At 65.1% G+C, this 12,502-nt stretch carries 10 protein-coding genes; 5 read left to right on the top strand and 5 right to left on the bottom strand.

Annotated elements, in window-relative coordinates; genetic code table 11:
• Position 1: 1 nt before the first annotated feature.
• Genes oppC through JY500_RS02920 form a run of 3 tightly spaced genes read right to left on the bottom strand, consistent with a single transcriptional unit; the run spans position 2 to position 3,535 of the window.
• A complete protein-coding gene (gene oppC, locus JY500_RS02910; protein WP_183634779.1) occupies positions 2-955 on the bottom strand; it encodes an oligopeptide ABC transporter permease OppC in 954 nt (317 codons plus the stop codon).
• Between the two features lie 10 nt (positions 956-965).
• Positions 966-1,892, bottom strand: a complete 927-nt coding sequence (gene oppB / locus JY500_RS02915; RefSeq protein WP_172201046.1) for an oligopeptide ABC transporter permease OppB — start codon at positions 1,890-1,892, stop codon at positions 966-968.
• Between the two features lie 8 nt (positions 1,893-1,900).
• Complete coding sequence (locus JY500_RS02920) at positions 1,901-3,535, bottom strand: peptide ABC transporter substrate-binding protein (protein ID WP_206255022.1); 1,635 nt, start codon at positions 3,533-3,535, stop codon at positions 1,901-1,903.
• Positions 3,536-3,818: 283 nt separating this feature from the next.
• On the opposite strand from JY500_RS02920, the gene JY500_RS02925 reads away from it, so the two are divergent.
• Positions 3,819-4,223 carry a hemerythrin domain-containing protein gene (locus JY500_RS02925; protein WP_172201044.1) on the top strand — a complete coding sequence of 135 codons (405 nt, stop codon included), beginning with the start codon at positions 3,819-3,821 and terminating at the stop codon, positions 4,221-4,223.
• Between the two features lie 14 nt (positions 4,224-4,237).
• Here JY500_RS02925 and JY500_RS02930 read toward each other — a convergent pair whose 3' ends face one another.
• Positions 4,238-4,432 carry a hypothetical protein gene (locus JY500_RS02930; RefSeq protein WP_172201042.1) on the bottom strand — a complete coding sequence of 65 codons (195 nt, stop codon included), beginning with the start codon at positions 4,430-4,432 and terminating at the stop codon, positions 4,238-4,240.
• A 272-nt stretch (positions 4,433-4,704) separates the two neighbouring features.
• On the opposite strand from JY500_RS02930, the gene JY500_RS02935 reads away from it, so the two are divergent.
• The 3 genes from JY500_RS02935 (at position 4,705) to tpx (ending at position 9,769) form a co-directional block, all read left to right on the top strand.
• On the top strand, positions 4,705-7,374 hold the full coding sequence (locus tag JY500_RS02935; RefSeq protein ID WP_206255023.1) for a M1 family metallopeptidase: 2,670 nt from the start codon (positions 4,705-4,707) through the stop codon (positions 7,372-7,374).
• Positions 7,371-9,164: an ABC transporter ATP-binding protein gene (locus JY500_RS02940; RefSeq protein WP_206255024.1), complete on the top strand. Its 1,794-nt coding sequence runs from the start codon at positions 7,371-7,373 to the stop codon at positions 9,162-9,164. The genes JY500_RS02935 and JY500_RS02940 overlap by 4 nt, the downstream gene beginning before the upstream one ends.
• 101 nt (positions 9,165-9,265) lie before the next feature.
• A complete protein-coding gene (gene tpx, locus JY500_RS02945) occupies positions 9,266-9,769 on the top strand; it encodes a thiol peroxidase (protein ID WP_172201034.1) in 504 nt (167 codons plus the stop codon).
• Between the two features lie 877 nt (positions 9,770-10,646).
• Here the strand turns inward: tpx and JY500_RS02950 are convergent.
• Complete coding sequence (locus JY500_RS02950; protein ID WP_206255025.1) at positions 10,647-11,474, bottom strand: hypothetical protein; 828 nt, start codon at positions 11,472-11,474, stop codon at positions 10,647-10,649.
• Between the two features lie 349 nt (positions 11,475-11,823).
• On the opposite strand from JY500_RS02950, the gene JY500_RS02955 reads away from it, so the two are divergent.
• Positions 11,824-12,441 (top strand): outer membrane beta-barrel protein, encoded by a 618-nt coding sequence (locus JY500_RS02955; protein WP_206255026.1) that lies wholly within the window; start codon positions 11,824-11,826, stop codon positions 12,439-12,441.
• Positions 12,442-12,502 lie beyond the last annotated feature (61 nt).

Consider the following 12,502-nt stretch of genomic DNA (forward strand, 5'->3'; position numbering starts at 1 on the left):
ATCAGCGGTCCTTCGGATCCAGCGCGTCGCGCAGGCCGTCGCCAATGAAGTTGAAGCAGAACAGCGTGGTGACGAGGAAAGCGGCCGGGAAGCCCAGCTCCCAGGGCGCGGCCTCGATCGACTTGGCGCCCTGTTCGAGCAGTGCGCCCCATGAGGTCATCGGCTCCTGCACGCCAAGCCCGAGGTACGAGAGGAAGCTCTCGAACAGGATCATCGAGGGCACCAGCAGCGTGGCATACACCGCTACGATGCCCAGCACGTTGGGCACGATGTGCCGGGTGATGATGCCCCAGCGCGACACGCCGCAGACTCGCGCCGCCTCGACGAATTCCTTGCGCTTGAGCGACAGGGTCTGGCCGCGCACGATGCGCGCCATGTCCAGCCAGCTGACCGCGCCGATCGCGAGGAAGATCAGCCACAACTCGCGACCGAAGAAGGTCATCAGCAGGATTACCAGGAACATCACCGGGAAGCTGGCGAGAATCTCGAGGAAGCGCATCATCACGCTATCGGTCTTGCCGCCCAGGAAACCGGCGGTCGCGCCGTAGAGCGTGCCGATCAGCACAGCGACCAGCGCGCCGAGGGCGCCGACCATCAGCGAGATGCGGCCGCCGAGCAGGGTGCGTACATAGAGGTCGCGCCCCAGGTTGTCGGTGCCGAACCAGTGTGCGGTGTCGGTGGCGGGGGCGACGTGCATGTTGTCGAAATCCGGCTCGTCAAAGGCGTGCGGCGACGGCAAGGCGCCAAAGGCACACAGCAGCACGATCACGGTGAGGATCACCAGGCTCGCGAGCGCTGCGCGGTTGCGCAGGAAGCGTCGGCGGGCATCGGCCCACAGGCTGCGACCCCGGATGCTTTGCGACAGGGTGTCGTCGAGCCCGGGTAGCGGCGGCAGCGGTCGCGCGAGGCGTTCGACCAAGGTGGGCGCCGACGGCGCGTGGGAAGGCGAATGCATCGTCGGCCCTTCAGTGGATGCGGATGCGCGGGTCGATGAAGCCGTACAGGATGTCGACCACCGCGTTGAAGAAGATCGTCAGCGTACCAATCAGGATCGTCAGCCCGAGCACCATCGGGTAGTCCCGGTTCAGTGCGCCGTTGACGAAGAGCTGTCCGATGCCGGGGATGCCGAAGAAGGTCTCGACCACCACCGAGCCGGTGATGATGCCGACGAAGGCGGGGCCGAGGTAGGAGATCACCGGCAGCAGCGCCGGGCGCAGCGCATGCCGGCGCAGGATGTAGCCCGCCGGCAGGCCTTTGGCGCGTGCCGTGCGGATGAAGGGGCTGCCGAGCACTTCGATCATGCTGCCGCGGGTGATGCGGGCGATTACCGAGATGTAGTGCTGGCACAGCACCGCCACCGGCAGCACCACGTAGATCAGCTTGCCGCCCTCCCAGCCGCCGGCGGGCAACCACTTGAGGCCGATTGCGAAGACCAGCGCCAGCACCGGCGCGAGCACGAAGTTCGGCAGCACTACGCCGATCATCGCAATCCCCATCACCGAATAATCGACCCAACTGTTCTGCCGCAGCGCGGCGGTCACACCCGCTGCAATGCCGACCACGACCGCGACGACGAAGGCCATCAAGCCCAGGCGGAAGCTCACTGGCGCGGCGGCCCACACCAGATCGTTGACAGTGAAGTCCTTGTACTTGAACGAGGGGCCGAAGTCGCCGCGCGCCAGGTCGGCGAGGTAACCGAGGTACTGCTGCCAGGCGGGCTGGTCGAGTCGGTACTTGGCCGCGATGGCAGCCATCACCTCGGGCGGCATGTTCGCCTCCGACGAGAACGGGCCGCCGGGCGCCAGGCGGATCAGGAAGAAGGTGACCGTCACCAGCACCAGCAGGGTTGGCAAGGCTTCAAGCAGCAGGCGGCGGAGGATGAACTTGAGCATGGGCGGCTTCAGTGCGCGAGGATGTAGAGGTCGCGCGTGAGGATGCGGCCCTCCGGGTTGTGGCCGTAGCCCTTGACCCATGGTTTGATCAGGTGGCGCACGCTGTAGTGGTACACATTGGCCGTAGGAAAGTCCTGCGCAAGGATGCGCTCGGCGTTCTGGTACAGCCGCGCACGGGCGTCCGCATCGGCGGTTACTTTGGCCTGCTCCATGATCGCGTCGTAGCGAGGATTGTTGTACTTACTGTCGTTGCTGCCGTGCTTGGAGTGGAACAGATCCAGCATTGTGGAAGGTTCGTTGTAGTCGGCAATCCACGCGAAACGCGATACCTCGAACTCTCCGCGGCTGCGCGAATCAAGAAAGCTCTTCCATTCCTGATTCACCAGTACCACTTCGACCGGCCCGATGCGCCGCCACATCCATGCCGCGGCAAGCGCGATCTTCTTATGGTTCTCGTTCGTGTTGTAGAGCAGCTCGAAGCGCAGCGGTCGTGTCTTGGTGAATCCGGCCTCGGCTAGCAGTCGGCGTGCTTCGTCTTCGCGCTGGGCTTGTGTCCAGCGTTGCCACTCGTGGACTACAGGTACGTAGCCTTCAGCTGTCTCAGGCGTGAAGCTGTAGGCGGGCGTCTCGCCGGTACCGACAAGCTTTTGTGCGATGACTTCGCGCTGCAGCGCGAGCGATAGTGCCTTGCGCACCCGCACATCATCGAAGGGTTTCTTGCGCAGGTTGAATGCGTAGAAGTACGTGCCCAGTTGCGGCCAAGTCACGAGCTCGTTCGGAATCTCGCGGCGGATCTGTTTCAGTTGCTCTGGCGGTACTCCGCCGTCGGCGGTCATGTCCATGCCGTTGGCGCGATAGCGCTGGTACTCGGCCGACTGGTTAACGATCGGCAGGAAGGTGACCTTGTCAATTACCGTCTTCGCGTTGTTCCAGTAGTGCGGGTTGCGCACCATCACGATCCGCTCGTTGACGACCCGCTCGGCGAGTTTGTAGGCGCCGTTTGAAATCATGACACCGGGGTCTGTCCACTTGTCGCCGTGCTTCTCTATGACCTTGAGCGGCACGGGCATCAGGCTTCCGTGTGCGAGGGTCGCGACCAGATAAGAGACGGGTTGCTCGAGTGAGATCAGCAAGTGGTGGTCGTCGAGCGCTTTTACGCCGAGTTCGGATGGCGGTACCTTGCCCTCGACGATTGCGGTGCCGTTCTTGATGTTGCTCGCCTTGCCGAGGTACCAGGCGTATTGCGACGCGGTCTTCGGATCGACCATACGCTTGAACGAGTATTCGAAGTCGTGTGCGGTCACGGGGCTGCCGTCGGACCATTTGGCATTGCTTCTGAGCGTGAAGCGCCAGGCCTGTCCGTTCTGGAGGCTTTCCCACTTCTGCGCCACGCCGGGGATCACCTTCCCGTTGGTATCCAGGCTGACCAAACCCTCGAACATTTCCAGCGCCAGGCTGGACTCTGGTCGCCCTTCGGACTTGTTGGGGTCCAAGGTTGCGGGTTCGGTGGCGTTGCCGCGCACGATCTCCTGCACCGGATGGAGTTTGGTGCCCGGCGGCACCTCGGCCGCGAATGCGCCGATCGCGCCGGATAGCGCGGCTGCAGCGCTAATCAAGCATGCAAGCCGTTGGGGCATGTGCATCGTTTCTGGGCTCCTGAATGGGGCGCATCCCGGTATCGCGCTGCCCGGTTGGGCTGCGCAGCGGTCAAGGGCGTCCGGCGTGTGTCCGGGCTTGCCGTACCGGGCAAAGCGGGCAAGGGTAGGCGTTCGGAGGGTACCGTGCAAGCAACATGCCTGCCTTGGCGGCGATCGGCGCGCTTTGATCCGCCTCAATCCTTGGTGCAGAACTTTGCCGTTAAATGCGAATCTGCCATTTTCCCGTCCAAGCAGACGGGGCTTCCGAACCGCTAGGCCAGAACCACACATGACACGCAGCCCTCGCCTGATCCATCTTTCTCACGAACACGCTTCGGCGCTCAAGCTCGCACTCGCGGTGCGGGCCCTCACGCCGGAAGACCCGTCTGCGCTGCCGGCAGTTGCGCAGCGGATTCGCGATACGTTCGAGCGCGAACTCTCGGCGCATTTCGAGGAAGAAGAAAAACATGTGCTGCCGCGCCTGGAGGCGGCAGGGCGAACCGAGCTGGCTGAGCGCACGCGGCGCGATCACGAGCGCCTGCGCGAACTCGCCGATGCGCTGGCCACACCTACGGTGGAAGGCGTGCGTGCGTTTGCCGCGGCATTGACCGCGCACGTCGCGTTTGAAGAAAACATCGTGTGGGAGGCGCTGGAACCCGGCGCCGGCATGTCCTTCGATCCGGACGCGATCTGATTGCCTGGCCGGGGTCAGCCCCGGTCCAGATCGAGGCCGTCGAGCAGCGAAAGATTGCTACTTACCGAGAACGACTCCATCACCTCGTGGTGATCGCAGCGCTGCTCGAACGGCGCTTCGATACCCTTGCCGTGCAGGTGGCAATGCGAGCTTTCCGGCGCAAAGTGCCGGCAGCGTCCTGCACAGGGAAGGGGGAGCGTTGCGGACATCCAGACCTCGGGCGCATTAAAGGGGATGGATGCAATTGTCCGGGTTTTGCACAAAGGTGCTTGTCAAAGATTGCGTCGCGCCAAGCGTGACGAATTTCGCGGGCCGCACCCGGCAGCCGTGAGTCACCGTCCCGGTTGTCGACTGCGCTGTGCGGGTGCCGGCCTCCTTGCTGGGCGGCGTCGCGCTGCACTAGCCGGCAAGCGCTGCGTCTGGCCCTAAACTGTCGCCCTCGGCGCTTGGCCCCCTGCCAGCGCACCCGATGGAGACAACGATGTTCCTGCGCAGACTTGGCGGCAGCCTTCTCGGCCTGAGCCTGACGCTGTGTGCCGGCGCGGCATATGCCTTCAAACTCGATCAGGTGCCGGGCGCGCTCTCGCGCAGCGTGGTGCCGGTCGACTATCGCGTCGAGCTGGACGCCGATCCTTACGCCGACAGCTTCTCCGGCCGCCAGACAATCCGCTTCGACCTGCGCCGCGCCACACGCGAGATCGTCTTGCACGCCGACGCACTGACGGTGCGCGCGGACGCGCTGGACGGCGTCGCGCAGGCCATGCCCGTCGAGGCGGACGCCCAGGCGCAGACCATCACGATCCGGCTGCCGCGCAGGCTGGAGCCAGGGCGCCACACGCTGGGCCTGAGCTGGCAGGGCCGTATCGAAGAGAACGGCGAGGGGTTGTACGTGGCGCGCTACCGCACCCCGGACGGCGTCGAAAAGCGGATGCTCGCGACGGACATGGAGCCGATCGGCACGCGCCGAATGATGCCGCTGTTCGATGAGCCCGTCTTCCGCGCCCGCTTCGACATCGGTGTGCGCACCCCGGCCCGCTTCACCGTGTTGGGCAACATGCCGCAGGCGAGCGAACGCAGTCTGCCCGACGGCCGCAAGGAAGTGCGCTTCATGCCGACGCCGAAGATGGCGTCGTATCTGGTCGCGCTCGCCGTGGGCGAATTCGAGGCGGCCCGCGCCACGCACGACGGCATCGAACTGGCGATCTGGACGACTGAAGGCCTCAGCCAGCAAACCGGCTACGCGATGGCCGCCACCTGGCAGGTGCTTGACTACTACCACCAGTGGTTCGGCATCCGCTATCCGTTGCCCAAACTCGATCAGCTGGCGGTACCCGGAAAGCGGGGCGCGATGGAGAACTGGGGGCTGATCACCTATGGCGAGTCCCTGCTCGTGATGGATCCCGACCGCGCCGGTTTCCGCCAGCGGGAAGGCAGCTTCACCACGATCGCGCACGAGATCGCGCATCAGTGGTTCGGCAACCTGGTGACGATGGCCTGGTGGGACGATCTGTGGCTCAACGAAGCCTTTGCCGAATGGATGGGCGTGAAGGCCGCGCGGGAGCTCAATCCGGCGTGGCGCGCACTCGATAACCTCGGGCACGAGCGCGACAAGGCCATGCTGGATGATGCGCTGCCCACGGCGAAGCCGATCGCGCGCGCCGTTGCCAGCGATCGCGCAGCCTTCGATTCCTTCGATGCGACCACCTACAACAAGGGCCACATGGTGATCGGCCTGATCGAGCAGTACCTGGGTGAGCAGGGTCTGCGCGATGGCATCCGCAGCTACCTTGGCAAGCATGCCTACAGCAACGCAACGGGCGCGGACCTATGGGACGCACTCGCCAAGCGCAGCGGAAAACCGGTTGCGGCCTTCGCGCAGGCGTGGACGACTCGCCCCGGCCACCCGACGGTGTTCGCCAGCCGCACCTGTGAGCAGGGGCAGGAACAGATCAGCCTGCGCCAACAGCGCTATGGTTTCGGCGCGATTGCCGGGGCGGACGAGCAATGGCCGCTGCCGCTGCAGTTGGCGGCGCAGGATGGCGCTGCTCGCGAGCGCATCGAGCTGGGCAGCGCACCGCAGGTCGTCACCGGCCCCGCCTGCCGCACGATGCGTAGTGTCGAGCCTTCGCCCTTCGATCTGTGGCGCCTTGCTTGGGATGACAACAGCCTGCACGCCTTGCTGGCGCGCTTCCCGCAACTCAGTTCGGAGCAGCGCGCACGCCTGCTGGGCGATGCCTGGGCGCTCGCGCAAACCGGCGACGTGCGGATCGATACGGTCGTTGCGATGCTCGACGCGCTGCCGGTGTCCGATACGCCGCAAACCTGGAGCAGCGCGATTGCTGTGATGCGTGCGGTACGCGGGTTCGCACGCAACACGCCACACGCGGCCGCTTGGGATGCTCGTGTGCGTGGCTGGCTGGCGCCGGTGGGCGAGCGGCTGGCGGCGCTGCCGACCGATCAGCAGGAGCAACCCGCGTTCGCGATCTTGATTGCCGACGTGGAAACCTTGCGCGGCTTGGCGGGCGATGTTGGCGTGATCGGGCTGGCGCGCCAGCAATTCGCGCGCGCCGAGCCAAATGTGTCGCGCGATCGTTATGTGGGTTTGCTGCAGGTGTTCGCCGCCCACGCAACGCCAGCCGAATTCGACGCCCTGCTTGCACGCAGCCGGGAGAACCGCGATACCGGCCTCGAATGGGCTTACGGCAACGCGCTCGCATATGCACCGACGCCCGAGGCGGCGGAAAAGGTGCTGGCCCTGAGCCTCGAAGATGCCCTGCCGCGCGCGGTGCGCGACAGCCTCGCGGGGTGGCTGGCTGAGCACGGCCATGCACGGCAGGTGTGGGCCTTCACTCAGGCGCATATCGACACACTGTTTGCGCGCGCCTCCACCTGGGCCCGCCGTTACATCGTCAGCAGTCCGTTGGACGGCGCACGCGATGCAGCCCTTGCGGCCGAGATCGACGCCTATGCGGCGGCGCATCTGACGGATGACGAGCGGCCCACCGTGAAGCAGGCGCTCGCTGCCAGCGCGCGCAACATCGAAGCCTGGCAGCGCATTGGCGAGCCGCTGGCGCGGGTGCTGGGCTTGCCGGACAGCGCAGCCACCGCCTCGTCAGGCGCGTCCGAGCCACCGAAGGGGGATCCGTCATGACTGCGCAGCACCCGCTTGCCCGGCTGCTTGGCCACGCGCGCGCCTACCGTCGCGACGTCTGGCTCGCCTCGCTGTACTCGGTGCTCAACAAGTTCTTTGATGTGCTGCCGGAGGTGCTGATCGGTGTTGCGGTTGATGTAGTCGTCAATCGTAAGGACTCTTTCCTCGCACGCGTCGGCGTGCATGAGCCGAAGGACCAACTGGTGCTGCTGGCCGCGGTCACCGCGCTGATCTGGGTCGGCGAATCGTTCTTCCAGTACCTCTACGACGTGAAGTGGCGCACCCTCGCGCAGAACCTGCAGCACGACCTGCGCCAGCAGGCCTACCAGCATGTGCAGCGGCTGGAGATGGGCTTCTTCGAGCGCCAGCGCACCGGCAACCTGATGTCCATCCTCGGCGACGACATCAACCAGATGGAGCGCTTCCTCAACGGCGGCGCGAACGACCTGATCCAGGTGTTCTGTTCGTCGCTGATGGTGGGCGCGGTGTTCTTCGCGCTTACCGCCAAACTCGCCTTCCTGTCGCTGATCCCGGTGCCGGTGATCCTCTACGGCGCCTTCTGGTTCCAGGGCCGGCTTGCGCCGCGCTATGCCGGTGTGCGCGAGGCGGCCGGCACGCTCGCGTCACGACTGTCGAACAACCTGCTCGGTATCGCCACGATCAAGGCCTACACCGCGGAAGCCTACGAGGCCGAGCATGTGCGCCAGGGCTCCGACGCCTACCGGGTGCGCAATGCCGAGGCAATCCGCCTCTCCGCCGCAATTACGCCGGTGATCCGCATGGCGATCCTCGCCGGCTTTACGGTGACGCTGCTTTACGGCGGCTTCCTGACGCTGAACGGCGAGTTGGGTGTCGGCAGCTACTCGGTGCTGGTGTACCTGACGCAGCGCCTACTCTGGCCACTGACCCGGCTGGCGGACATGACCGATCTGTACCAGCGCTCGATGGCTTCGATCGAACGGGTCATGAACCTGATCGACACGCCGCTTGCGATTCCCTACGAGGGCCGTCACCTGCCGGCCGGTTCGGTGAAGGGCGCGCTGACCTTCGACGCGGTGCACTTCGCCTACGGCGAACAGCCCACGCTGCAGGGCATCTCGCTGACGGTGCCGGCCGGCCACACCGTTGCCTTCGTCGGCAGCACCGGCAGCGGCAAGAGCACGCTGGTGAAGCTGCTGCTGCGCTTCATCGAACCGCAGCGTGGCCGCATCCTGCTCGACGACACCGCCATCGGCGAGGCCAACCTGCAAGACCTGCGCCGCGCGATCGGCTATGTCGCGCAAGACAGCTTCCTCGCCGATGCGACCGTCGCCGACAACATTGCCTACGGTCTGCCAACGGCCAAGCGGGACGACATTGTCGCCGCCGCAGTGGCGGCTGAAGCGCACGAGTTCATCGCCCAGATGCCGCAGGGCTACGACACGCCGGTCGGCGAGCGCGGGCAGAAGCTCTCCGGCGGCCAGCGGCAGCGCATCGCGCTGGCCCGCGCGATTCTGAAGAACCCGCCGATCCTGGTGCTGGACGAAGCCACCAGCGCGGTCGACAACGAGACCGAGGCTGCGATTCAGCGCTCGCTTGAACGCGTCACCCGCAACCGCACCAGCCTGATCATCGCGCACCGGCTGTCCACCGTGCGGCACGCCGACACCATCTATGTGATGGAGCAGGGCCGCATCGTCGAGCAGGGCACGCACGACGCGCTGCTCGCGCTCGGCGGCCAGTACGCCGCGTTGTGGCGCCTGCAGACGGGCGAACGCACGGTGGCCGAATCTGCGGCCGATTCGGTGTAGGCTCGCGAACTTGTCACGCGAAACGCGTACAAACAGAGAACCCGAGGCGCCCGACAGATGGCGCCCGCAACACCACCCTCAACCCTGACAGGAGCAACACCATGAGCACAGTCACTCTGGGCGGTAACCCGATCGATGTCGCCGGCACCTTCCCGGCCCCCGGCAGCACCGCCGCCGAGTTCGCGCTGGTCGGCGCCGACCTCGCCAACCATGGCCTCGCCGAGTTCGCCGGCAAGCGCAAGGTGCTGAACATCGTGCCCTCGCTCGATACGCCGACCTGCGCAGTCTCGACCCGCAAGTTCAACGAGAAGGCCTCGTCGCTCGACAACACCGTCGTGCTGGTCATCTCCGCCGACCTGCCCTTCGCCGCCAAGCGCTTCTGCGAAGTCGAAGGCCTGAAGAACGTGATGACGCTGTCGACCATGCGCGGTGGCGAGGCCTTCAAGCAGGCCTACGGCGTGGACATCGCCAGTGGCCCGCTCGCCGGTGTCACCGCCCGTGCGGTGGTCGTGCTGGATGCCGACAACAAGGTGCTGCACAGCGAGCTCGTCAGCGAAATCAAGAACGAGCCGAACTATGAGGCGGCGCTGGCGGCCTTGAAGTAAGGCTTTGGTTGCGGCCGTTGCGACGGTCGTGTGCGTTGTGGAAGGAGCCCGCTGAGTGCGGGCTCTTTTGTTTTGTGGCTTGGACGGGGAGTGGGGCGTAGGTTGGTGCTGAGCTACGCGAAACCCAACGATTGGGCTCGCGATTGGCGTGGCCCATTTGCGCCGGCCGTCCCGCTGAAGCCGGGTCCCGGCCCGGCGGCCGGGGTACTTTCTTTGTGCGAACAAAGAAAGTACCCAAAGAAAATCGCCCCGCTTCAACGCCCCTTGCTGCGCAAGGGGTGCCCTGCGCTGCTCGAAGCATCGGGTGGCTGCGGAACTCGCCCTCGCTGCGCTCGGAGCTCAAACAGTCCTCGCCACCGCCATGCTTCGCATGTCGGAACCCGATGCTTCTGCGCTGCTCGGCGTTTCAGAGGGGGATTGAAAAGCGTCGGCGATCAACCGCTGCGACGTATTCGTAGTTCCGGTGGAACGGATGAATGCACCCACCCCGGATTCCGCCGTGCTTCATCCAGGCTACGAACAACGCCCAAGCGTCGCGCCGCTGATGGTTTTGACTTTGGGTCCCGTCGAGAGCGCCGAACGGAGGTGTCGGCCGGCGGGGTAGTCCGGACTCGCTGTTTGAGGCGCGAAGCGCCGAGTTCGCGAGGCCGGCCGACGGGCGATACCGCAGTGAGGGCAGCCCGCAGGGCCGCGAACGCCGGGTCGTCTTTTCTTGGTTACTTCTTTTGACGAAGCAAAAGAAGTAACACGCCCGCCGGGGGCGGGACCCCGGCCAACGCACGCTTGCAACGCGACCACGCGAATCGCCAGCCGCCGCAACCCGCGCTCAAGCCAACCCTTGGGCTTCGCTACGCTCAACCCAATCTACGCCCCTTCACTACTTGGGCGGAGGGGGTGCAGTCGCACCCGGGGGAACGAGCACGCGGTCGACAAATTGACGAGTTGCCGTACTTGACCCATGCCCAACGCCTGGGCACTTGTACGCTGATAGCCAAGGAGTGGCGCTCCTTGAGAACGCGCCTGGCGGGCTCCAGGCATAGCGGAGCATCTCGGCCATCACTTCATTGGTCTGCGTATCGATCACCTTGACGGTGCTGCTGGCCAAGCCGCGCGCCCGCTCTTCAGGGACGACGTGGTCTTCGAAGGTCACCGCATAGCGGGGGGGGTCTAGCGGAGGGCTCTTATCAAGCCAGAACTTGATGTAGCCCTTTAAGTAGGACTTGTCGTACTGCCACGGTTCGTCCCAGCGTGGCGTGTAGTGAACCCGCTCGCCATTTCTCTCATCGACGACTTCGACATATTTGAAGCCGGAGATAGACGATGCCGCTTGGCCGCCGTCGACGAAGTAACTGTTATCGCCCGCCGTCGTGATTGGATCGCGGTTATAGAGAAAGCTGGATATGTAGCTCTCATCAGTGCCCTCCAGCGCAAAGGCAGCCCCCGGCGCCATAAGATCCTGCCAGTCACCATCGCGACGTACCTTCAAGAGCAGAATCCCCTCAACGTTCTCAGCCTTTCGATAGAACTTGTAACCGGCAACCTCGCGGCACAAACGCTGAAACTCCGCCTTGTCCGCGGCATACCGTGCCTGCGCCGCGGCCCGCGCCTGGCGAGCGAGGTGGTAGTCGTAGGCGGGTTTGGCGAGCAGCGCGGTCACGGCCAGCAGGCCCAGCACCCAGCGGGTTTTCACACTCAGCGCAGGCATCACGCAGTTCTCCGGAAAGCATGTGGTGTATGGCTCATGATCGGTTCGGCAGATCGGCTGCGGCCTCGGTGCGCTTGCAGGCAGCGCAGTGTTTCGCCGGCATTGTCCGCGGATGGCCCGTTTGCCGCGCGAGGCTACTTCACACTCTGCGGCGGGTATGTCCCGTCGCGGCCCTACGCGCAAGCCCGCTTGCGCAGGATCAATCGCGGCACATCACCATGACTTGGCGTGACGGAATGGGCCACGCGATGGGCAGGACACACGGCAGAATCCGCCCGCGCCCGCCAAGCCGGATGAGCGCTCGCGCAGCTCGCCGCGATGGTTCGCGAGCACAACGACCCGACCCAAGATGAACAAGAAAATGCTGTTGGCCGCCGTTGCGGCCTGTTTTTGCACCCTGAGTGCCCAGGCCGATGAAGGCCGCTCCGTCTTCTTCGCGCTGACCGGTGGCCTCACGTACGGCGGCGACGAGATCGCCACCATCACCTACACCGATGGCAGTTCCACCGAACTGCGTGCCGGCAACCTCTTCAGCATCGGCGCTGGCGCGCTGTGGGCGCCGACGAACATGCCGATCTCGGTGCAGGCTACGCTGAACTACCATTCCGATTACGCCAGCGCCAAGAACGGCGATGCCACCTTCTCGCGCGTGCCCTTCGAGCTGATGGGCTACTACACCGGTGTCGACAAGTGGCGTTTCGGCGCCGGCCTGCGCTTCGTGAATAGCATCAGCGCGGAACTCAAGCGCGACGGCGCTGCGACGGAGACGGTCGACTACAAGAACGCCGTGGGCTATGTGATCGAGGCGGGCTACCGGATCACGAAGCAAGGCTGGGTCAACGCCCGAATTGGTATCGAGGAGTACGAGCCGGAATCGCTCAAGGTGGGCGGTTGGCGCTACGACATCTCGAACCAGGAGAAGGTCAACGCCAGCTACGGCGGCGTGAACGTCGTGTTCGGGTTCTGATTTCGGCGCTGCGATGCGCTTCGGAAGGCCGGGCGTGCCCCGGCCTTTGGTCTTCCTCGCT

It is taken from the genome of Niveibacterium microcysteis (assembly GCF_017161445.1).
Classification (GTDB): Bacteria; Pseudomonadota; Gammaproteobacteria; order Burkholderiales; family Rhodocyclaceae; genus Niveibacterium; species Niveibacterium microcysteis.